The sequence below is a fragment of the Lysinibacillus sp. VIII_CA genome (genome assembly GCF_049943995.1).
Lineage (GTDB): Bacteria > Bacillota > Bacilli > Bacillales_A > Planococcaceae > Lysinibacillus > Lysinibacillus pinottii.
On the sequence record NZ_JBNFXM010000003.1, the window covers coordinates 352,536 to 374,629 of the forward strand.

29 protein-coding genes and 2 pseudogenes are annotated in these 22,094 nt (G+C 34.1%); 20 read left to right on the plus strand and 11 right to left on the minus strand.

The annotated features are described in order from the left end of the window. Positions 1–24: 24 nt before the first annotated feature. From ACP3VS_RS07125 to ACP3VS_RS07140, 4 genes and pseudogenes are all read right to left on the minus strand, one after another. Positions 25–150: pseudogene (locus ACP3VS_RS07125) on the minus strand (ATPase); the annotation flags it as partial. 39 nt (positions 151–189) lie between these two features. Beyond that, positions 190–393: a hypothetical protein gene (locus ACP3VS_RS07130; RefSeq protein WP_031417866.1), complete on the minus strand. Its 204-nt coding sequence runs from the start codon at positions 391–393 to the stop codon at positions 190–192. A 193-nt stretch (positions 394–586) separates the two neighbouring features. Next, positions 587–1,053: pseudogene (locus ACP3VS_RS07135) on the minus strand (manganese catalase family protein). Positions 1,054–1,103: 50 nt separating this feature from the next. Next, positions 1,104–1,613, minus strand: a complete 510-nt coding sequence (locus tag ACP3VS_RS07140; RefSeq protein ID WP_012294768.1) for a DUF3231 family protein — start codon at positions 1,611–1,613, stop codon at positions 1,104–1,106. A gap of 476 nt (positions 1,614–2,089) precedes the next feature. Between ACP3VS_RS07140 and ACP3VS_RS07145 the strand changes: the two genes are divergently transcribed. The 6 genes from ACP3VS_RS07145 (at position 2,090) to ACP3VS_RS07170 (ending at position 6,311) form a co-directional block, all read left to right on the plus strand. Then, positions 2,090–2,935, plus strand: a complete 846-nt coding sequence (locus ACP3VS_RS07145; protein ID WP_012294767.1) for an MBL fold metallo-hydrolase — start codon at positions 2,090–2,092, stop codon at positions 2,933–2,935. Between the two features lie 321 nt (positions 2,936–3,256). Continuing rightward, positions 3,257–3,733 (plus strand): sigma-70 family RNA polymerase sigma factor, encoded by a 477-nt coding sequence (locus tag ACP3VS_RS07150; RefSeq protein ID WP_031417864.1) that lies wholly within the window; start codon positions 3,257–3,259, stop codon positions 3,731–3,733. Positions 3,734–3,735: 2 nt separating this feature from the next. Next, positions 3,736–4,716 carry an anti-sigma factor gene (locus ACP3VS_RS07155; protein WP_012294765.1) on the plus strand — a complete coding sequence of 327 codons (981 nt, stop codon included), beginning with the start codon at positions 3,736–3,738 and terminating at the stop codon, positions 4,714–4,716. Continuing rightward, positions 4,698–4,985: a hypothetical protein gene (locus tag ACP3VS_RS07160; RefSeq protein ID WP_031417863.1), complete on the plus strand. Its 288-nt coding sequence runs from the start codon at positions 4,698–4,700 to the stop codon at positions 4,983–4,985. The genes ACP3VS_RS07155 and ACP3VS_RS07160 overlap by 19 nt, the downstream gene beginning before the upstream one ends. Positions 4,986–5,190: 205 nt before the next feature. Then, entirely contained in the window at positions 5,191–5,349 is a 159-nt protein-coding gene (locus tag ACP3VS_RS07165) for a hypothetical protein (protein WP_008177317.1), read from the plus strand. Positions 5,350–5,588: 239 nt separating this feature from the next. After that, complete coding sequence (locus ACP3VS_RS07170) at positions 5,589–6,311, plus strand: SDR family NAD(P)-dependent oxidoreductase (protein WP_426388493.1); 723 nt, start codon at positions 5,589–5,591, stop codon at positions 6,309–6,311. Positions 6,312–6,752: 441 nt separating this feature from the next. Here the strand turns inward: ACP3VS_RS07170 and ACP3VS_RS07175 are convergent, their stop codons facing one another. Beyond that, positions 6,753–6,860 (minus strand): YjcZ family sporulation protein, encoded by a 108-nt coding sequence (locus ACP3VS_RS07175; RefSeq protein WP_080695207.1) that lies wholly within the window; start codon positions 6,858–6,860, stop codon positions 6,753–6,755. A gap of 629 nt (positions 6,861–7,489) precedes the next feature. Next, a complete protein-coding gene (locus tag ACP3VS_RS07180; protein ID WP_012294761.1) occupies positions 7,490–7,642 on the minus strand; it encodes a hypothetical protein in 153 nt (50 codons plus the stop codon). A 282-nt stretch (positions 7,643–7,924) separates the two neighbouring features. Between ACP3VS_RS07180 and ACP3VS_RS07185 the strand changes: the two genes are divergently transcribed. Together ACP3VS_RS07185 and ACP3VS_RS07190 are read left to right on the plus strand one after the other, a co-directional pair. Beyond that, positions 7,925–8,806, plus strand: coding sequence for a cation diffusion facilitator family transporter (locus tag ACP3VS_RS07185; RefSeq protein WP_036161865.1), 882 nt, complete (start codon positions 7,925–7,927; stop codon positions 8,804–8,806). A gap of 164 nt (positions 8,807–8,970) precedes the next feature. Further along, entirely contained in the window at positions 8,971–9,798 is an 828-nt protein-coding gene (locus ACP3VS_RS07190) for a DNA alkylation repair protein (RefSeq protein WP_036167040.1), read from the plus strand. A gap of 106 nt (positions 9,799–9,904) precedes the next feature. Here the strand turns inward: ACP3VS_RS07190 and ACP3VS_RS07195 are convergent, their stop codons facing one another. Further along, on the minus strand, positions 9,905–10,075 hold the full coding sequence (locus ACP3VS_RS07195; protein WP_171821092.1) for a hypothetical protein: 171 nt from the start codon (positions 10,073–10,075) through the stop codon (positions 9,905–9,907). Between the two features lie 177 nt (positions 10,076–10,252). After that, a complete protein-coding gene (locus tag ACP3VS_RS07200; protein ID WP_012294757.1) occupies positions 10,253–10,897 on the minus strand; it encodes a pentapeptide repeat-containing protein in 645 nt (214 codons plus the stop codon). 414 nt (positions 10,898–11,311) lie between these two features. Between ACP3VS_RS07200 and ACP3VS_RS07205 the strand changes: the two genes are divergently transcribed. The 9 genes from ACP3VS_RS07205 (at position 11,312) to ACP3VS_RS07245 (ending at position 16,101) form a co-directional block, all read left to right on the plus strand. Next, complete coding sequence (locus tag ACP3VS_RS07205) at positions 11,312–11,791, plus strand: GNAT family N-acetyltransferase (protein ID WP_031417856.1); 480 nt, start codon at positions 11,312–11,314, stop codon at positions 11,789–11,791. Positions 11,792–12,098: 307 nt separating this feature from the next. Further along, positions 12,099–12,272 (plus strand): hypothetical protein, encoded by a 174-nt coding sequence (locus ACP3VS_RS07210; protein WP_230584433.1) that lies wholly within the window; start codon positions 12,099–12,101, stop codon positions 12,270–12,272. A 275-nt stretch (positions 12,273–12,547) separates the two neighbouring features. Then, entirely contained in the window at positions 12,548–12,721 is a 174-nt protein-coding gene (locus ACP3VS_RS07215) for a hypothetical protein (protein WP_155273060.1), read from the plus strand. A gap of 96 nt (positions 12,722–12,817) precedes the next feature. After that, entirely contained in the window at positions 12,818–13,093 is a 276-nt protein-coding gene (locus ACP3VS_RS07220) for a hypothetical protein (protein WP_031417855.1), read from the plus strand. Positions 13,094–13,140: 47 nt separating this feature from the next. Beyond that, a complete protein-coding gene (locus ACP3VS_RS07225; protein WP_031417854.1) occupies positions 13,141–13,854 on the plus strand; it encodes a UDP-N-acetylmuramyl pentapeptide phosphotransferase in 714 nt (237 codons plus the stop codon). A 135-nt stretch (positions 13,855–13,989) separates the two neighbouring features. Beyond that, entirely contained in the window at positions 13,990–14,271 is a 282-nt protein-coding gene (locus tag ACP3VS_RS07230; RefSeq protein WP_031417853.1) for a hypothetical protein, read from the plus strand. A 159-nt stretch (positions 14,272–14,430) separates the two neighbouring features. After that, positions 14,431–15,015 carry a GNAT family N-acetyltransferase gene (locus tag ACP3VS_RS07235; RefSeq protein WP_197150216.1) on the plus strand — a complete coding sequence of 195 codons (585 nt, stop codon included), beginning with the start codon at positions 14,431–14,433 and terminating at the stop codon, positions 15,013–15,015. A 229-nt stretch (positions 15,016–15,244) separates the two neighbouring features. Continuing rightward, positions 15,245–15,628 carry a hypothetical protein gene (locus tag ACP3VS_RS07240; protein ID WP_012294750.1) on the plus strand — a complete coding sequence of 128 codons (384 nt, stop codon included), beginning with the start codon at positions 15,245–15,247 and terminating at the stop codon, positions 15,626–15,628. 86 nt (positions 15,629–15,714) lie between these two features. After that, the gene (locus ACP3VS_RS07245) at positions 15,715–16,101 is read left to right on the plus strand and encodes a hypothetical protein (RefSeq protein ID WP_099806218.1); all 387 of its coding nucleotides are present in this window, start codon (positions 15,715–15,717) and stop codon (positions 16,099–16,101) included. A 165-nt stretch (positions 16,102–16,266) separates the two neighbouring features. Here ACP3VS_RS07245 and ACP3VS_RS07250 read toward each other — a convergent pair whose 3' ends face one another. Beyond that, positions 16,267–17,202, minus strand: coding sequence for an EamA family transporter (locus ACP3VS_RS07250; RefSeq protein ID WP_036162783.1), 936 nt, complete (start codon positions 17,200–17,202; stop codon positions 16,267–16,269). Positions 17,203–17,649: 447 nt separating this feature from the next. On the opposite strand from ACP3VS_RS07250, the gene ACP3VS_RS07255 reads away from it, so the two are divergent. Together ACP3VS_RS07255 and ACP3VS_RS07260 are read left to right on the plus strand one after the other, a co-directional pair. Beyond that, entirely contained in the window at positions 17,650–18,564 is a 915-nt protein-coding gene (locus ACP3VS_RS07255; protein WP_036216491.1) for an EamA family transporter, read from the plus strand. 230 nt (positions 18,565–18,794) lie between these two features. After that, a complete protein-coding gene (locus ACP3VS_RS07260; RefSeq protein WP_232901047.1) occupies positions 18,795–19,436 on the plus strand; it encodes a DUF998 domain-containing protein in 642 nt (213 codons plus the stop codon). A gap of 269 nt (positions 19,437–19,705) precedes the next feature. Here ACP3VS_RS07260 and ACP3VS_RS07265 read toward each other — a convergent pair whose 3' ends face one another. After that, positions 19,706–20,251 (minus strand): DUF7010 family protein, encoded by a 546-nt coding sequence (locus tag ACP3VS_RS07265; RefSeq protein ID WP_031417209.1) that lies wholly within the window; start codon positions 20,249–20,251, stop codon positions 19,706–19,708. 323 nt (positions 20,252–20,574) lie between these two features. Here ACP3VS_RS07265 and ACP3VS_RS07270 point away from each other — a divergent pair, with 323 nt between their 5' ends. Then, complete coding sequence (locus ACP3VS_RS07270; protein WP_172799063.1) at positions 20,575–20,733, plus strand: hypothetical protein; 159 nt, start codon at positions 20,575–20,577, stop codon at positions 20,731–20,733. Positions 20,734–21,282: 549 nt separating this feature from the next. Here ACP3VS_RS07270 and ACP3VS_RS07275 read toward each other — a convergent pair. Further along, the coding region (locus tag ACP3VS_RS07275; RefSeq protein WP_426388494.1) for a fibronectin type III domain-containing protein at positions 21,283–22,094 on the minus strand (812 nt) is incomplete at its 5' end.

Sequence of the window (22,094 nt, forward strand, 5' to 3'; positions counted from 1 at the left end):
AGGCTTTTCGGCATGAACTAACATTTAGAAAATGTGTGTTAATTCCGAATTTACAAACCGTTCGGCAGTAATGATAGTTCCTGAAGCTATGCGTCCATAAACGCTATATATTCCGCCATTTTAATTAGGAACAATTTCAACTTCATACTGAAGCTAGCTTCCAACGCCTGAAGCTACAAGTTTATTCAATCAGCTTCTATTTTTAGCTTTTTCCGTTTCTACTTTTTTACTTCTAAGTAGCAATGCCATGAATATAAAACTTGCTACCCAAAAGGAAAAGAATAAATTTTCGAACAATGCCCAATTATCGTTTTTGAAATAATCCCAAATCATTGTAATTAAAAACAGGGTTACAAGGAAAGCAAAATACAGTAATTTTCCTAATGTGGTCAACTGAAACACCTCTTATGTAAGTTATAATGGTGTAACTCATCACTTATAAGGAGGCTGTGACGGTCAACTAGCGCCACAGCCATAATCAGTGCGTGCGATACACTTCATTATAGTGTGTGTCATTTATGGTTACTTATACATAAAAAAAACAGCTGTAACGTCGTCGCACGCTACAGGTTAGATTGTGTATAAATTAATGATGCGTATCTTTAAGGCCAGAACTATGTGCATTTGGCATAACTGGTACTGGGAATCCTGCAGTGTTGAGTCTAACAAAAAGTTAAATGGAGCATTAGGATAGCCCATTTCAACAAACTTTCTACACTTAGGATATTGGCATACACCCAAGAGAGCATCGACAGCTAAAGATGATTGTGCACCCAATATCATGGTATGGGTATACATGTCTAACCGCTTCTCTGAAGGAGCTTGGTCCATACCTTTGTTGCCTGGTGCTGAAGATTCCCAGAATCATTGTGTTTTGTACAAGCTCTACATGGAAAACGCCACGAAGTAAATCACCATATTGTGTTTCTTTGCCCCTGAAATTAGAGCTGTGAATTGCATCATGATTCTCATTTTACCTTAACGACCATCTAATATTTCTTGCAATACACGTGCTGCTTGTTGATCCGGTTTATCAGGTTTAATGAGGTTCATTAATTCTTCTTTGTAAATAATTTACATGCCTCGATTGGGGGAAATAAGGTTTATTTTTCAGGATAATTCACATGTAATGGTGGTGGTACAAGCCAACCTTTATTTTTGTTAAGACGCAGTAGTTTAGCACCGATAAGAGCTTTTGCAGTATGGAACTGGCCATACATTAAAGCAATATCCTCTCGAGTGGAAGTGCCCATTGCCTGACTACATGCAACTAATCCAGCAGCTAGGTCTACTGACAGTGCAGCACTAATTTCTGGATCATTAAATTTAGCACCAGCAGGGATATCTTCCATTCTTGCTACAGGTCGTTCAGGTGAAGCAGGTGGTAAAGCAACACCATTCGTTTTTAGAATTTTTTCTAATTGCTTTACTTCATCCCTACATGTTTCGATGATATCTTCAATAATTTTTTTAAGATCTTCATCCCCAGCGTGATTATAAAACGTTTGATAGCCTGAAATCATACCATAATCAGCAATTAAATTTGACCAAACACTAAAAACTTCACCGTAATGCAATGGTTCATCTTTTGGATTTCCACCAAGAATACCCATACTTTCACTTCCTTTTCTGGTTTTCACCTTTATTTAACCAAAGGTAGTATGAGTGAAAAAAGAAATGAAATACCCTTTTAAAAAAATTATTTGAGGTATTAATAGTTGTTAGAACATTTATTGTATTAACGGCTAGCACAGAAAGAAGCCGCAGCGATCGAATCACTGCAGCTCTTTAAGTAGTGAGACACTACGCAGGTTTTATATTGGCTGTTTATTGTCAAATTATACGTTATATTTTTATCGGGAAAAATAAAGTTAAAAGTATAGAACATCACTAGAAGGATAAGTTAAAACTTATTGAAGGTGAATAAATTGACAAAAGAAAAGGAAAAGAATGAATTAGAGCAAGGAGAAATTGGATGGGAATTGAATCCTAAAAAACTCGAAATAAAAAAGAAAAAGAGCAAAAGAAATAAGAGATAATGCCACAAACCTAGGTTTGTGGCATTATCTCTAAAGAAAGAGGAGTTAATATGGACAAAGATTTAATGTATGGTGAAGACTATAAATTTATTCCGGCAACTTCTATTGGGAGTGGTGTTGGTATAGAAGTAGTGCCTGATTTATATCAATATACTATTCAAATCGTAAATATTGTGCTTTATGGTGACCCAAATACAAAAGAATTTGTACTCATTGATGCAGGAATGCCCAAAAGTGCAGAGGAGATAATATCGGTAGTTGAGGAACGCTTTGGCTCCAATGCTCAGCCTAAAGCGATTATTCTGACACATGGTCATTTTGATCATGTGGGAGGGATTATCGAACTAATAAAACGATGGAATATCCCTGTCTACGCTCATGCTTTGGAAATACCCTATTTAACTGGAACACAGGACTATCCAGTAGCTGACCCTGCTGTAAGTAGCGGATTGGTGGCAAAAATGTCTCCTATTTTTCCAAACGAAGCCATTAATTTAGGGGAAAACATTCAAGCAATCCCATCAGATGGTAGTGTCCCATTTATGTCAGATTTTCAATGGATTCACACCCCAGGGCATACGTCAGGTCATATATCATTATATCGTGAAAAGGATAAAGTACTTATTGTTGGAGATGCATTTGTGACTGTCAAACAAGAATCTCTTTATAAAGTTATTACACAGACAAAGGAAATTAGTGGTCCCCCTAGATATCTAACAACGAATTGGCAAGCCGCTCGAAAATCTGTTGAAAAATTAGAAGCTTTAAAACCTTCTGTGGCGATTACAGGTCATGGATTACCAATGGAAGGTAAAGAATTGGCAAGGGAACTAAAAAAACTTGTAGATCATTTTGAACAAATTGCTCTCCCAAAACAAGGTAAATATCTTAATTAATATTTTTGAATAACGTAGCATTTTCTTGCACATTTAAATAGGTCAGCATGAATTATGTCTTTTATGAATGCTGAAGAAGTGTATGAGGTACAGTTTTACTATACAGAGAATTGGACTATCAGGAACATGGATTAATGGTGTTTTTAAGTAAACGGACTGATAACTAAAATAGATAAAACGGCAAAATCCATTTATTATGTTTGGATTTTTGCCGTTTTTTATTGTATTACCACTTTTTTGAAGTAAACATTTAAAATAATTTTAAATTATTTGCAACCTTTTGTGACCTTTATACGAGGATAGGTTGAAAGGTGGGAAGAGATGGAACTTGAAACAATATATATCACCTATATGAATGATATATATCGCTATTTATATTCACTTACGAAAAATCATAGTGCAGCGGAGGATTTGCTTCAGGACACATTTACAAAAGCGCATATTACCCTTCTTGGTCAAGAAATTCAAGACATCAAACCTTGGCTTTTTAAAGTAGCTTACTATACATATATCGACAGTACACGAAAAGAGAAGCGGTATGTAACTTCCGACAAAATTGATCAAATGCATTTCAATACACCAGAGCAAATCATCGTTGAACAAGATGCTTATTTAAAATTAATCAACCTACTTGAACAAATTAAACCAATCGAAAAGCAAATTATTTTGTTATGTGATGTACATGACTGTACAAATGAGCAAGCTGCAAACATTTTGCAATTAAACGTGAATACGGTGAAAAGTCATTTAGCGCGAGGTCGCAAAAAAATGCGCGTACTCATTAAAAGGGAGGAATAAAGGTGGATTCTTATCAACAATTATTACAGCAAGCAAAGAATAGTGAGAAAGGAGATGCACCTTCAACAAATGTGATAAAAAAAGCCATTGCGTCATCTAAGTGGAAGCTGATTGTAACAACGCTGACGATTGCCCTTTTAATCGTCCCCACTTGTTATATGCTCACTTTTTTGTACTATGCCTTTGGTACAAAGTCTACAACCTTAATGGATGTGACAAGTCAGACACTTTATGTAACGGAACCGAATACGACATTGGAGGAACTTGAATTTGATATGGAATTTTCGCTCTTTTCGATGGGATTATCATTTGAGCAATACAAGCAGATCGGTGACGAGGTCTATCCCGTGAAGCATTATGATACACGCTTTATGTTAAATAATTTAGTGGGAAAGAAGATTACTTCAAAACTGGAAAAATCGTATCCAAAATATCCAACTGAAACGAATCAATGGCTAGTACATCCTAATAATCGAGGAGAATTTAACACAATTGAGGAGCAAAGGAAATTAAAAGGATTACCTAATGAAACCGTTGTAGAAGCGTATCTTTCTTTCAATGATTTATATACAGTAGATCAAGTTATTCAGCAAATGCCAAATGTAGATGTCACCTGGGCAGCGATTTATACAGGAGTAGAAGACACCATGCTAAGTGCAAATGGGAATGTTGTATCGCCTATTGGCTATCCTGTACAACCAGATCAAACAAATTGGTCCCCATTTAAAGGTGCTACTTCTCATGAACAAACGTTTTTATCCATATTAAATTTTCTAGTTGATTATGAGGAGACGGCTACTGCTGTTTCCGCTCATAAAAATCTGGACCTAAAAGAGAGAATCCATTATTTAAAACAGCATGATATGAAAACATATGGGGTTGTCGTTACAGGACCCAAAGCTGAGGTTGAACAGCTACAAAGTTTAACCATGATTAAGCATATGAAACTAGGGGAGGTTAAATTATGGAATTGGGTACGTTAAAGCAGACTATTTTCAATGTTTTTGGCTGGGCTAGCATTAGCATTGGCCTATGGACGCTTATCATGGTTAATAGTTGGATTATCATTGGCTATGGTGCTCCATTTACTAGTAAGAATTTCATTACCTTGACAATCGTTTTTGGGTTCATTGCGATCCTTTCGAGACCCAGTCGTTCTCTAGGCAAGTGGGGAATCTTTATTGGTGGCTATCTTATTTTGTTTATGACGGTTCTATTCTTTGTTGGCTGGTTAATTACCCCATTTCCTTAAGACAAGCAAGTAGGCCATACCTATGGTTTGTGAGTCTTTTAGAACATACTATGATATAGGTAATAAAGTATAGATACTAGTTTTTTATAAGGCGACAGTTAGGATGTCATGTCAGTCTTTGTAATCAAAAATAGCGAAAACAATTGTCAGAAAATATCAATATATTCTATAATGAGTAAAAAAATAGAGAATAAGAGGTGGACTTATGGGTAAACCAGTAGATTACAATCTATATCCGGGTTATCAAAACACACAAGATTCTAGACTAGATGAAAGAAAAGAAGAATATATAGAAGTATTAGAAAAAGCAAAAATAGATGGGTATATACTTGAGTTTGAAAAATCCTCTGAATTACCCCAATAACTATGTTTAAATCTCAATCTAATACAAGGAAGCCAGGCGCTCTGCGGAGTACCTGGTTTTTTACATTTTTAAGCTTTATTTGCCAAGCCGTTATAAATAGCGGCTCCTAGACTATGTGCTTGTTCATATTTCATACATATTGTTTTTAATGATGATGACCTAGGTCTAGCTCATAATGGACTTAATGTAAAAGTTACTATAATCTACTAATTAATGCTGATATGGAAAGGGTGGTAAAAATGAGTAAAAATATTATTGTATTTGGAGCAAGTCAGGGGTTAGGCGACGCTTTTGTAAAAGGCTTACCCGTGAAGGGGGATACTGTATGGGTAGTTTCACGTACACGACCTAAAAGCTTAGATATCAATGATGGCGTAAATCGTCAATGGCTTTCTATTGATTTGTCTAGCCAACAACACATACCGTCATTAAAAGAACAATTAAAAGATATTGCTATAGATGTATTAATTTATAATGTTGGGGTTTGGGAAAAACGTGGATTTGAGGATGATTATACATTTGATAGAGATGAAGTCGAGGATATTTCAAATTTAATCAATATCAATCTAACGTCCACTATTACATATATTCAGGCACTTTTACCGAATTTAAGACAAGCGAAAAATGGAAAGGTTATTTTAATTGGTTCAACTGCAGGGTTAGACCATACAAACAATGCACAGGTTTCATTTGTCACATCTAAATTCGGTTTACGAGGCATTACAAATGCTTTACGTGAACATTTAAGAGAAGACAGAATTTCTGTCACTTGCATTAATCCTGGGGAGCTAGCAGCAGAAGTCCCTTATGAGGCAGGCGCTGATAAGGCCATCCAATTATATGAAGGTACACGTATCCCTGTCCAAGATATTGTAGCTATTGTGCACTGTGTGGTTAATTTATCACCCGCTTCATGTGTAAAGGAAATTAATATCCCTGCCATAACAGATTTAAATGCTTAATGGTTCCATATTATTCTAGGGATCTCGTCCTATTAGAGTATAGTGTTAGCAGCTACATGAGCTATAACGGCGGGAATTAAAAAGGGTCACAGAGGATAGTGACCCTTTATAGAATAAGTGATATTAGTAGTTATGAACATTAGAGGCGAACAATATCATCAGAGAAGTGTTGGATGCCTTTAATATTTAGACATGAACTTAAGCTTGCATTAAAACAAATGATGATTTAGAGCCATAACCACCCCTTAATCTAGCAGACCGCATTACTCCCCCTCTCTAATTGTTCATGAATAGAGGTTCACAAGGAAATTTGAAAATATTGTTATGGTTGGGGAAGGTAATAGATTTTTAGTCTAGTGATTTGGGATGGAAAAAATGGCTCTAAAATGGCTATCTATCATTTTAATTTGTTCCTATATAGGACAAACGAGTAATGAGAGATTAATATAAAACTGAAGCGCCGACAATAATTAATAGAATAAATAGAACAACAACTAGAACGAATGTTGAACCGTAACCGCCGCCGTTATTGCCTCCGTAATAACTCATAAAGTATCCCTCCTTTCTCTCTATATGTATAGTATGTATCGTTATAGGAAGTTTAAAGGTATTTATCCAAACCTATAGAGCTCTAATGAAAGAAAAATTATTGCGACAAACTAAATTATAGGAAATGGTTGATTTTGCTATTCAAATAAAAAGTAACCAAATGCTTACTTGAAAGCTTATGTAAAATGTCCGACTTACTTTTGATAGAACGAATATGACATAAAGAATTACAGACACCTCTATCTACTGTAAACCAAAGGTATCGTGAAGAAGAACCCTCTTGGTGGCTTTTGTGATGTTAACATATTCATTTGAAGAACGCCCCCAAATAGAAGAGGGAAAATCAATGATTGTCTCTTGTTTTCGTCCTAACAGGATTTGAGGAGCTATGTTTTTAAAGGTGCCTTGTCCATCTATTTCATTCCCAAAAAAGTTCATTGGGAACGAATAGCGGAGACTTCTGTAGGAACAGCGTGAAAGTCGAGAACCTAGAATGGACCAAGCAGCTCGTCCCCCATGTGTAGTGAAAATTTCCATGCTTGGAATGGTGCTCGAAGCTTAGCATTTCGAATGGAATAATACCTCATTTCGGTTTATTTACATCGCTAATATGTACATCAGAATTCTCCTTAAAAAAATGACAAAATAAGAGGGGAGGCTGAAGCAATAAAAGAGCCTGTAGGTCTGACATTATCATACAGTTGATTATTTTCCGCAGGTAGTTGACCAGTTGCAAAAGAATTTATTTCACGAGCCTTGCCGACTAATTTTTTTGTCCCCATCTAATCACCTCAAGATTACAGTATATGTGAAAATAGCACATGAAAAACGACAGCGTTTAAGACCACTTAGAAGGCATCAATAGGAAATTCATGAGGGTGAAAATAATATATTGAAATAAATGTTGGAGTGGCCGAAGACTGATTCTTTAGGAAACGAATTTTTCCTGTAAGCAACTCTTTTATATCCCTTCCACTAATGTACGCTTAGGCAAAAAGGTTGCTGTAGACCCACTCGGGGTGGGGCTGTTATGATAAAACAGAACGTTAGTGGGAGGTAATGAATTGGAAGAAGAAAAATACAATAATCTTAAATTAGGTGAACGTGGTGCCATTATAAGTATTATTGCTTATATAATTTTGTCTGTTGTAAAAGTGGGAATTGGTTACATGAGTGGTTCAGAAGCCTTAAAGGCGGATGGTCTCAATAATACGACTGATATTATTGCCTCGATTGCAGTACTTATAGGCCTTAAGCTTTCACAAAAACCTGCAGATCATGATCATCGATATGGTCATTGGAAAAGTGAAACAATTGCTTCTATGGTAGCTTCCTTTATTATGATGGCAGTAGGTATTCAAGTATTATTTGGTGCATGTACTTCCATTTTTCAAGGTGGAAAAGAATCACCTGACATTTTCGCAGCCTATGTAGGTCTTGGATCGGCATTGGTCATGTATTTTGTATATCGTTATAACAAAAAATTGGCTGAAAAGATAAATAGTAAAGCCGTTATGGCTGCTGCCAAAGACAACTTGTCAGATGCCTGGGTAAGTATTGGGACAGCAGTAGGTATATTTGGATCACAATTACATATGCCATGGTTAGATACAGTAACAGCTATTATTGTAGGTTTTTTAATTTGTAAAACAGCTTGGGATATTTTCAAAGAAGCTTCTCATGAACTTTCTGACGGATTTGATGAAAACATACTTCAAAACTACAAAAATATTATTTTAAAGTTAGACGGAGTTATTGGAATTAAAGAAATTAGAGGTAGAAATTATGGCAACAACGAAGTGATTGATGTTGTCATTCTAGTCGATGCAAATTTAGATATTACAGAGGCTCATGATGTAGCTTGTCATGTTGAAGATAAGATGATTCATGAGCAGGGCGTATATGAAGTTCATGTGCATGTGGAACCCAATGAGGAGAAAATATAAAAAAGATTAGGCACTCAATGAATTTGAGTCCTAATCTTTTTTTATATTTGTCCATATTTAAGCCATTTCTTTCAAGGAAATGTATAAGTTTGTTTAAATTAATTAGAAATTATTAGTATAATAAACTTACTTTGGAAAATAATTAATAGTAGGAGGATATCTTCATGCCAATTCATATAGATATAGTAAACAGAAAAGGGGCTAGAAAAGTTAGTGAAATCCCTGAAGAGGTATTAACATTGTTGAATGAAGGAGAAATAGAAAGTGTTAATTTAACTGAATGGTTGGGGGTCAATCATATTTCTTTAGTGAAACATGTCCTACCTAAGATAGGATTATCTCATAAATTAGAAGGTATAGTAGAAGAAATGTTAAAACAGAATGCTGAATCGGGAATGAAGGCTATTCGTTTAACTGGTGAACTATTAAATACAGCAATAAACGAAGAAAACGAACGAACAAAAGAAGATATTATTAAAAAATTTGCAACGCATCCTTCTGATAGTGTTCGCTGTTGGGCAGCATTTATGAATAAAAATGAAAGCTCCTCTTTGGAAGAAAAATTAGCATATATTTATCCATTCGCTGGGGACCGTCATTTTGGGGTTCGAGAAATTTCTTGGATGTCGATTAGAGAGGAAATAGCGCAACAACTTGATGATAGTATAGAATTCTTAACAGAATGGGCAAAAGAAGAGGATGAAAATATACGAAGATTTTCTATTGAAGTCATTCGTCCTCGTGGTGTTTGGGCCAAGCATATCGAAGTTTTAAAACAGAATCCTAGTAAAGCCCTTCCTATTCTAAACCAACTGAAATCTGATCCATCAAAGTATGTACAAGATTCTGTAGGGAATTGGTTAAATGATGCCAGTAAAACCCAACCTGATTTTGTCATAATGCTTTGTGAAAAATGGAGTAAAGAATCTGAAACAAAAGAAACATCAAAAATTATAAAGAAAGCGAAAAGAACAATTATGAAGGGCAATTAATTAAAAAAGATAAAAACGTCAATCTAGCATATGCAAGAGCTAAAGGTTCTTGATATTTAAATGAATTAAAGTAGGTGGGAAGGGAAGGAAAACGAGTGAAGCCTTTTTAAATGCTGTTATTTTGTTTCTTCCCTGTTTCCATTCCTGCCTCGAAAATAAAGACGAGCATAAGAAAGAAGATAACAATTTTTATTGTGAGGGTTTCTGTCCAAAAGCCCAAATAATACATGAACACCATCATAATAGATAAAAGTGTTTTAACAATCTTTAGGGTCATTATGACACCTCCTAATAGTCGGATTACCTTATAACAAAAGGCTGTATAATAGAAACGCTTTTTTTTCATAAAACAAAAAGTAGCCAAAAAGAAATAAACTTCAATGGCTACCTGTAACGTAAATGATTATTTATAATTGGCTGTTTTGAGTAGTGTATTAATCATTGCTTGGTCGTATCATTTAACCGTTAATCCGAGCAGTGAAGCAAACCCGATAGCTTGTTCAGAAGATACTTCACACCCATTCAAACTTTCGAGAGATACTTGAAGTCTTTTAAAGGTACACGTACTAATATCAATCCCCTTTAACGAAGTTTCAGTAAAATCAACCTCATTAATATCACATTCTTGAAATGCCACTTTCTTTAGTAAGGAATCAAAATAATTCGCTCCTTGTAGGTTGGTGTTATGGAATAATACTTGTTTTAAACGAGCCTCAGGAAAATTGCTTAAGGTTGCCATACAATTTTCAAAAGAAACATTTCCAAGATTAGCTTCGGAAAAATTCACACCTAATAATTTACAATTTTTAAAAACCACTCTATGTATAAGGCTTTCCTTTAAGTTTAAGTTAGATAAATCACAGTTTTCGAAAATGACATCCGTTACATCCATTTTTTTAAAAGAAGAATTGATGAATGTGACATTTTTAAAAATAACCTTAGCTACGATTAATCTTTCAACAACCTCCTTATCAATGACTGTATCTGCGATCATGCAATTTGATAAATAAGGTTCCTCCTCGTCATAAATAGCTTGGAAATTAGCTTTTTCTAAATCAGTAGGTATTTTTGGTGATGTAATTTGGAAATTATAGGACATATAAGCACACCCTTCGAAAGTAGTTAGCATCTATCTTATAGAATAAGAACTAAAATAAAAAGTCTTTCTTATTAAGTTAAAGTGTGTGCAAATCTAATTTTCTATAATAAAAGTGTTCATTCCAATGATATTCCGGAGTAGGGAAAGAGGCAAAGGCTTACCTATAGCCAGCATACATAAAACCATTTGTTACGGACTCAGTGTCTTCAGTAGAAGAACATTCTATAGCATATGACGAATACCTATTTGATGTTCCACTTAGCTTTCAGTGGTACTGAAAATCAATGAGTAGGATCCCAAACAGTTCATTAATGGAGGGCATCGGTATCGTTTATTTAGAAATTTCAAATAAATAAATGACCAAAACCACATTAAATGGTAAAGTATAGAAATAGTGATTGGGGGAATGGTCATATGGAGAAATTAAACAGGGTTGAACTAAAGCATTTCATAAGTGAATATAAAGAAGAGTTAAACACTTTTGTCCTTACAGAGGAACAAAAACAATTCTCTGCGCTTCCAAGCAATTTTGAGGAAATCAATGAAGGACAATATCGTATTGTAATTTTAAGTGATCATACACCTGTTGGTTTTTTTCTATTGAATTCAAATGAAAGAGTAAAGAAGTACTCTAATAATTCGAACGCTTTGTTATTATCGGCACTTTCAATTAATCATGCTGAACAAGGAAAAGGTTACGCAAAACAGGGAATGACATTACTAGTTGAGTTTGTTCAATCAGAATTCCCTCATTGTGATGAGCTTGTCTTAGTTGTAGATAAAGATAATATACCAGCACAAAAGTTATATTTAAAGGTAGGATTTGAAGATACGAATGAGCGATTAATAGGACGGATTGGCGAAGAAATTATTATGAGACAATTAATAAAATAATACACCCCACAAATACATAACGACCTACTTTTATGTATGGGAACGGCCATGTACGGCAGTACGACGACGTTCGGTAGCAGAGACAGTAAATTGAAAACAATGATGAAGTAGCCAAGCAGCTACTTCTTTTTAATGATGGCTAGATGAAATTTAATAAGCAGAGGTAATGATTTAAGATGCGAGAAAGTGTCAATCATTTTATGAACGATCCGTGGTGGCAGATTTCAAGAGGTATGTCAGAATCATTAAATGAAGAGTTAAAGAAATTTCACAACAACATATTCTTTATGGGAAAGAGGCAATTGCGGTGGCTAGAAGAGAAGATAATGATGATGTGATTTTTTGGATTGAAAAGATGAATAAATACGCAGTCGTTCATTTAACCTATTCGATAGAAACTTCAAGCGAATATCCTATCACATCATTATATACACGGAGAGAGTTAGAAGAATACTGTAAGAGTGTTTCAAAGCTTTATTAAGGTCTTTTAAATTTTATTTTGATACCATTTGCAATTTTGGTAATATAAAGGAGGATTTATTCGGTAAGTTATAAAAATGCCTTTATTAAAATTTCAGAGGATTCGGAAGTTACTTCGGCTGTTACTCCTCTCCCAAGAAACAACAGGCCTACTATAGCTTCAATTGAATTGAATTTAATTTAATTTGACATAACCCAGACAACTATACTGAGGAAGATGTGCAATTCCAAACGTATTTGATTAAAAATCAAATTGATTTAAATCGGATTCATTAAATGAAATCAGGAAACAATTTTTCCAAAAGTCTAAAGCGTGTTTTAGAGCTATTAATCATCTCATTTGTCCTCATTGCCTTTGTTTGGGTGATGATAGCGAAATCAGAATCCTACTCTGAACCTCATGAAGCGTTATGGTCAAAGGATAGTGATTTAGTGTTAATCCAAAGCTAACAGCTAAAGGATAAGGCACTCTTCTTTTTTATAAAAAATACGAATAATATAGGGGCTGCTTATGTTGAAAAAGGGCTCTTTGGATGGAATGCTGGGATGCTTACTTGGGACCCAATGGACAAGGAGAGAGGCTATGAAAAATTGGATCATTTAAAAGGACATAGCGATAGTCTAATCTATGGTCTCATTAGGAATGGTGACGAACAACTTATTAAAATCGGCGAAAGATATGCTACTATACTAGATTTAGCCGTCATACTGCCACCAAGTGAAGTAGAAAAGTATCAATTAGACGGCCTATTTATTTGGTATTTCGAAAGCCATACACCTCCCAACGAAGAGGAAATAACACGCATTAATAAAGTTACTTAAGAAGAACTAGGTACGAATTTTTAAAATGAATTTCAGGAGGGGAAAAGTTGTTATATATAGCTCTATTAATTGGCATCGCAGTTATTATGATTGCCGATAAGCTTACTCAGGCTTTTAAGCTATCAAGCATTTGGGGATTAATAAGTCAAATTTGTGCTTCACTTGTCTTGATAATGGTTGGTGGTCTTGAGGTGAATTATATTCATCTAAGTAACCACATCGAATTAGGGTATTTGGCGATTCCTTTTTCTTTATTATTTCTTGTAGGCTTTACAAATGTTATGAATATTGAAACAGGACAAAAATCTTTCATACTACTATTGCCATTGGTCTCTTTAGTGTGCTTCTCCATGGCAGCCTTCATTATGGGGCATTCATTTATTTTAATAATCGGGATTTCTAGCTGTTTAGCGATTCTACTTATTCTGCTTTATAGTTATGTCTCAGGTAACCTATTTATAGGAAAATCGCTTACCACATCAATAGGTTTTATCATAGCTGTACTTTCAATATCGCTCATTAAATTATTTATTGTAGCCATTTATATTCCGATATTTACGTTAGCACTACCATTCACTTTATATTATTTTATTCAAGATAAGTTTACGAGTGTCCAAGCAATTATCATTAGTACTTTAACAGCTGTAATATTTGGTGTATTTATATTCATCGTACCTACTCATCTATTATGGTATCCCGTTGTTGGCATAACCATTATGTTGGTTATCATGCAATCTTCACGTAAATTTCGTATTATTTAGAAGCAACGCTCAGCCTCACTAATAGTTGAGTGGTTGCTTTTTTTACAGAATATAAGTTCTTAACTGTTTTAATTTTGTATTTGCAACCATATAATACCATAAGCGCTATTGTGAGTGTGAGTGGGGGTGAGGTAAATGTATATGAAGGCACAAACTAATTTTATTGATGTAGTAAAAAATACGATTAGTAATAACGGACAATCTATCGAAGAAAGACTTGAAGAAAAGCACAAAGGCTTTGAAAAAGGCTGGAAAATGGATGGAAATGAAGTTGTGTTTTGGGTCAGTCCTACATTAAGACTTAGTGAGTATACAGGAAGTATAATGAACGAATTTAGATTCACTCTATTATTTGACGAAGAAAATAATAAGTTAATAGTATCTGGTAACAATGTTAAATCACGAAATTTATTATAAATAATCCATTACCTAGTCACATCCAATAGATGTGGCTTTTTAATATTGTAAGAATAGAAAACTCTAAAAAGGAAATAATCATCCATAATTTTAATAATTGCCTAAATAGAATATGGTACTATTCAATTATATTACTCTATAGTGAAAAGGAGAGTTATGATGAAAAGTGGGTTCGAATTTAAAGATTTCCCCGTATTAGAAACAGAACGCTTTATTCTAAGAAAAGGCACAGTAGATGATGGTAATGATATTTTTGAGCTTTATGCTAATGAAAATGTGGTTAAGTATCTTCCATTAAATTTATTTGAATCGCCTGATGACGCAATGGTTGAAATTAATTGGTATGAGAAAATTTTTAAAGAACAAATTGGTTTAAGATGGGTAATCGAAGAAGCCAAAACGAAAAAAGTGATTGGAACATGTGGCTATTTGAATTATGAAAAAGAACATAACCGTATAGAAATGGGTTATGATTTGCACCCTGTTTATTGGGGGCAGGGTATCATGCAAGAGACTTTAGGCAAAATTATTCATTTTGCTTTTACGTCGATGGCAATAAATAAAATAGAAGCGAAAGTTGAACCTGAAAATAAAGCATCCATCAGATTGCTGGAAAAATTAAAGTTTTGCCAAGAGGGTGTTTTAAGACAACATGAATTTGAAAAAGGGAAATATGTTGATCTTGTCCTCTTTTCAATGTTGAAAAGTGAATATATCGCGCTAAATGAGGAGTCACGCTTGTAATGAGCAGTGGCTTTTTTCTTTTCTTAATAGTGGGTATCAACTAGTCAAAACGTTAGTATGAATTTATGAGGTGAAAGGGAATAATGAAGCATTTATTATCTTTAATATTTGAGGTTATTGATTACCAAAATTTGTTTTTTATGCTTTAATATAAAAGAAGAGGGGAGGAAATGATTAACAAAAATCTATAAGACGCATGGTCATTAAGAAATAAGAGGATTGTGAAAAGATGTTACAAAATAAAATAATTTCAGCTGTAATTACATTAATTATAGGTGCTTTTATTATTCCATTATTTATTGGTTATACATACAGCATTTCATATGGTATTTATGGCACTGCATTTACTGCACCAGCTATGCTTATAGCTGTTACCATATCAATTTTAATTGAAAAATACAGTAAAAATAAAAATGCTATATTCATGTATTTGAAGCATTTACTATGTGCATTAATTTTTTCACTATTATTTAGTTTAATTAATTTTAATGTTAATACTTTTAAAGATACTATTTATCTAGTTTCTTTAATGGGAAGTATTTATATAACTATATTTGTAATCTTTGATTATTTGTTAAAAAGATTACAACTAAACCAATCAAATCGCAATTAGAGTATCTACAAAAACATTCAAGAATTTTTGAGGAGGAGATTATATGAATACTATCAATTATTCATATGGAGCAAGGGTGAATATAAATGAAGGGTTTTATGATTGATTATTTTGAAAGAAAATTAAGATTTAAAGATATGGAAGTATGGGATATCTGGTTTGATAAAGATATATATAGATTGTTTATTGTAGATGAAAACCGTGCTTCTGAAATAAGGGATCTGAACTTGCCCCCTAATGCAAGGGTATTTGAAGAGGATTTAAGAGAGAATCTAATCACTGTGAAGGTATACTCCGAAAAACAAGTAAAAAGTGAACATATAGAGTTAATCGATCAGTTTGCTAAACAATTAACGGATCATGTTGCATTAGCTCATTGTGATATCCACCTTACGTTTTATACGGGTAAAATAAATGATGATATTTTTGAGAAAATTCCTTTAAAGCATTTGCTACATTTCAACCAGGACTAATTTCAAGTAGCTCTTGATGTAGAAGTTGATTAGAACGAAGGGTGACCTCGCTCTGGGAAAGCGTCTGCACGTAGTGGTAATCAATGGCTTTACTGTATGGTAAAAGAAAAAAGACTGTAGATAAACTCAAAATTCATTGAGTTTGCCTACAGTCTGAAAGGATTTTTAAATAGAAGATCCTTTAGCTATTTCCTTGCTTGATTTTTTGTATGTTGTTTCGTTATTTCTTAACAAGCTATCTTTATCTAATATAGTTGGTAAACAAATACCAATAATGATTGTTACGATACCTGCAATTTGCAAAGTTGTAACCGTTTCGCTTAATAAGATAACGGATACCATCACTGCTATGGGTAATTCAACCGCACTTAAAATGGATGACATTCCTAAACCAACTTTAGGAACGGCAATAGTGAATAAGAATACGGGTATAATCATACCAAATAATCCCAACGCCAATCCGTAAACCCACAGTCCTTCATTAAACAAAGTACCATTCCAAATAATTTCTGGGGATTGAAAAACAGCCGTAATCATAAAGGCAAAGAAAGAAACAAATACTAAACGGTTGGACGTGGACATATTGGCAGTAGCTTTTCCGTTCACATATAAAAATAAGGAATAACAAAGAGCAGCTGCTAGCCCCCATAACCATCCCTGCATAGGGATTTGGGATAAATCAACATCAATGATGCCAGCAGCTGGAATGGTTCCAGCTACCAATATGAGTAAAGAGATTAATTCAATTCTACTTGGGAATTGTCGTTTTGTAATACAAGATATCAACATACCGATCCATGTAAATTGAAACAGTAGTACAACTGCCAACGAAGCGGGCAAAAAGTTTAAAGAATGACCATATAAAATGTTTGTTAATCCTGTTAAAATACCTGCGAATATAAGGATTTTAACACCTTTAAAGCTCATTTTGGCTCTGTTTGTAACTAAGAAGATACATACCGCTATACAAAAGCCTATAAAAAACTGACTTGTCACGGCCTCAGAGACAGAAAACCCACTACGCATGGCCAGTTTTATAATAGTTGAAACGATACCAAAACTACTAGCTGCGATAATAACTAGTAGGGGATAAAGATACATCTTCATTTATCCACTTCCCTCCTAAAACGTTTATATAAATAGAAATTTAGCTATGATTTTGAGATTTAGAAAAAAAATCATAATCTCCAATATAAATGACAGATTGCTATTTTACAATCTTTTTTTTATAATAATTGCTGGTGAAAAAGAGTTTTTCTGTGGAGGAAAGTAATATTTTAGAAAAGGTAAAAATACCAAAATCATATGTATCAAGGCTTTGGCTTATGGTTGTGACTAAATATTTTTCAAAATGGAGAAATGTATTTGCTATCAAGATAAATTGAATAGCATTGACACTTCCCTAATTTTTTTATACAATTGTGCTAATTTTATAAGCAAACACTCACAGGTTCGTGAGTGGCGGAATTTTGTAGAGTGTTCACTCTGTTTCATTCGCTCGTTGTCTATTTATAGGCGACGAGATTTTTTATTTTTTGGAGGGATTTTTTGAACAAGTTGAAGTTTTCTTTAGTGGTTTTATTAGGGGCCTGTAGCTATGGGGTCCTATCATCCATTCTGAAAGTTGGATTTTCAAATGGCTATACTTTTCCTCAACTTTTAGGGGGACAATATGTATTCGGTTGGTTTGGACTTTTAATACTCGTTCTTACTTTTTCTCGTTATAAAGTATCCTTGAAAAATATAGTATCACTATTAGCGGTTGGGACAACGATGAGTTTAACGAGTATTTTTTACGGCTTTTCTGTAAAAGAACTTCCGGCATCTATTGCGATTGTGCTGTTATTTCAATTCACATGGATGGGTGTTCTCATTGAAGCGATTATTAATAAAAGTTTCCCAAGTCGCGAAAAGGTTTTGTCGATTATTATCTTATTTGTAGGAACGATGCTCGCTGGGGGTGTGTTTGAAGGGTTAGGACAACAATTATCTTTGAAAGGAATACTCTTTGGACTACTAGCAGCGATAACTTTTTCCTTCTATATATTTGCTAGTGGCCGTGTTTCTACCGAAGTACCGATCTATTCAAAAAGCTTTCTGATGACAACGAGTGCAACACTCTTTGTTTGCATAATGTTCCCCCCAACATACTTGATGGATGGTACATTGCAGGCTGGATTATGGAAATATGCGCTAATCCTAGGTTTCTTTGGTGTCGTTATACCAGTTATTTGTTTTTCTATTGGTATCCCAAAAGTAGGGACGGGTTTAGGAACCATTTTAGGAGCTGTCGAGCTACCAACAGCCGTGATCGCTTCAATTACGCTTGTTCATGAGGTCGTGTCTCTTTTGCAATGGCTGGGAATTGTCTGTATTTTACTAGGTATTTTCATCCCTCAAATGCTAAATGTACGAAAAGAGAGGCAGCTAGCCCGTTTTAGTAATGAAGCCACAGAATTTTAGAATGCTATCTACGGGGATCACCGATCAATCTAGACATTTTATAAAGCTTGGTTTGCCTATCTATCATAGAAGCTTTCATCTTTGAATGGAGGCTTTTTTATGAGTCAAGAAGGAAGAGTTGTTTTAATAATTGTAGTCTAGACAGCTATGATAACTATATTTTATCCTCATTTTTGGTTATAAATTGGTAATTTATTTTGGAATTAACTATATAATTATAAAAAAGGGGGATGAATGTTATCTATTTATCTAAAAAAATAGGAATAGTAAGCTGGATAGTTACCATTTTATATTGCGTGATAGAGCCGATTTTTATTATGACTTCACTTGTACCTTATAATATAATGCAACAAGCTATGAGTGATTTAGGAGTGACAACATGTGGTAAGTATACGTATACAATCGCGCCGCATGAAATTTGTTCGCCATATCATTTTTGGATGAATATATTGTTTATCGTAAATGGTTTATCATTTTCAGTTGGCGTTATATATATATATCAATATTTAGAAAAGAATTTGATCAATAAAATAGGAACAGTATGTATTCTTATTTTTGCAGTAGGAAATATTGTGTCTGGTATTATACCGGCAAATGTTCATTTATTTTGGCATTCGATTTTAGCTCAAATAGGCATGATTACTTTTTTAATTGGGCTGGGAATATATGCAAAATCATTAGATAGAGGTAAACATTGGACCTATTTAAACTTAATTATACTGATAGTTTTACTAATCCTTATTGGTCTATTGTTTTTCCTTCCTTTGCCTGCAGGTTTATTACAAAGGCTTTTTTATGGTGTAATTTTCGTGTGGGGTATGGGACTAACTATTCTATTAGGTTCATCAGAAATAAAACCAGGTACTCACTGACTTGAGCCTGGTATTTTTTATATAAACGGAAAAGTAAACATATAGAGGATCATCACAAAGAAGAGGACGACTCATGATGACCATTTCACTGGGAGAAGGATGTAAGAAAGGTACATAGCAATAAAAAAAGCTGCTTAATCTGACTAGAGATTAAACAGCACATGGATATTGTCAATATAAAACATAAAAAGGAAAAAGTCAACAAATTTTTAGTGGATAAAGTGCCAAGCATAATTTCGGCATGTACCCTATATACTATCTTCCATTAATTATACAGGTTTGACTTTAAGTTCTCTTTGGATTAAAACAACTCCAATTCCATACACAATCGAAATAGCTAAAGGGACAACAGTGAAAGCATAATCAACAAAGAAACCACCTAAGATGAGAGCAGAAAAACAGGTTCCTAAAGTAACGAATAAATAGGCTTTACTTTTATAAATCCATATGTATGGAAGAAAATGAGAGCCTGCAAGTAAACCAATTGTGAAGGGAAGGTATTCAGGTATTTTCATATACACAATGATAAATACAGGTATATAAAAAGCTTGAGGAGCCGCGACAATTCCTCCTAAAATCCCTAAAGGATTGTCTGTAGAGTTTAAACTGACACCAAGAATTTTACTAATGAAAATGCCAATAGGAAAAATAGCGCCCAATCCAAAGATCCAAATTAAACGGACAGCTTCTATTGGAAGAACAAAGTACATTAGGGTGAAAACTAAAAAGACAATAACGCCAGAAAGTAGAATTGGGAATCCTTTTTGTGTTTCAGCTATAAGTTCATTTTGCAAATTTACAAGAGTTTTACTCATAAACGTACCACCTTTCATAAAATGGGGAGAGGATAATATAGTATAACAGTTCATAATCAAATTTGCCGTAAATATCCTAAAAATGGTATCTTTTTCAGATGTTTTGGCGGAAGATATAGGGAAATGGCAATGGGGAAGAAATGGAAAAAATCATTCAATTGAAGGAGTAGCAGGCATTGATTCGTCGGTTATTCTTCCATCCCTCTCTTTTGAAAACTAAACGTTAATAATTACAGTATGAGGCATTTGGATATGTTATGATCAAATTTGTGGAAAATATTCACAAACAGTCAGTGTGGTCTAATGAAATAGGGGGACAGATGATGGATAATCAGTATTTCGTAGGTTGGGGTACATTAGCGTTAATTAATGCAGGCCTGGCACAAGGGAAAAATAGAACAGGGTTAAATTGGTTTTTACTTTCTCTTTTATTAGGTCCATTTGCCACATTAATTTTATTATTTGTTGAAAAGAGACAGTAACTTCCTTCCATCTAGGAAGATTTGCGATAGAAGAGACGAGAATAGCGTTTTAGTAGGACTAGATAAAACTTCTATAAGTGGAACAATACTAAGTCAGTTACATGAGGAGAACATATTTATCTTACTCATAGTCTAAGTAAAATTAACGATGGAGCTCATTTGTTTAGCCATTTTGATGGTGACTCTCAATCTCTCATTACTTCTGCAATTTGAATCAAGTATTAAAATGACTATGATATCCTTGCAAATTCAACCGAGTTAAAGGGCAGTAAGATTGAACCTCACCTGATGGTGGGGCTTTTTCTTATAAAAATAGTCTAAACTAAAAGTGAAATCAAATAATAATAACGTTGTGGAGAAAACTCTATTTCCACCATCGAACGGATTCTTCATTTAGATTATCTGTTGTACTAACCTGTTGTATAATCTCGAAGAATAGTAGCATGTTTTACAAATGTAAAAGCAGCTTGTAAGTAAGCTGCTTTTACTTGAATCATTCTTTTGGAATAAAAAGATACTGAATCCTCTTACTAGAATACTGTCTTTTTATTAAATTTCTTTCCATAAAGACAGTGCGTTTATCCAATTTGGATCTCCATATCCTTGATAGCTTTGAACCGCTTCATAATTTTTACCTTGATACTCTACCTTATCTCCTTTTTTGTACGCCTTAAATGGACTCCATTGCTCATAAGAAGCACCTTGCTCCTTAGTCGTTACAGTTAAAATAGAACTTTTAATGGACTCATTTCCAGCTGCATCTACGGCAGTTACTGCATACATATATGAAGTGCTTGATTGAAGATTCATGTCCATAAATGATGGGATTGTGGAAGTCCCAACTGCAGACATTTGTTCTTTTGTTGACCCTCTATATATAACATAATGGTCAACGGCTACATTATCCTCTGAAGCACCCCACATTAAGTCTACACTTGAAGAAGTAATTCCCATTGTATGTAGTGAAGTTGGTTGCGTAGGGGATTCTGTATCTGGAGCAGCATTCAATGTTTTTACAACTAGAGACTCACTTACTGTAGAAACATTCCCAGCTGCGTCTACAGCCTTTACAGAGTAAGTATAGGTTGTATTGGAATTTAAATGTTTATCTATAAATGTCGTTCCTGGGATAGTGGCAACTACTTTGCCATCACGTAATACTTGATATTCTTTTACACCTACATTATCAGTAGAAGGGTTCCATTTTAGCTCGGCGCTAGTAGAAGTAACTTTTGTTGTATGTAAACCATTTGGTTGAGATGGGGCTTCCATATCCACATTGCCACCATTATTAACCAAATTTATATCAATCACATTATAGAATGCATTTGAAGTGTCTGCGACATCCCAAACGGCTAGAA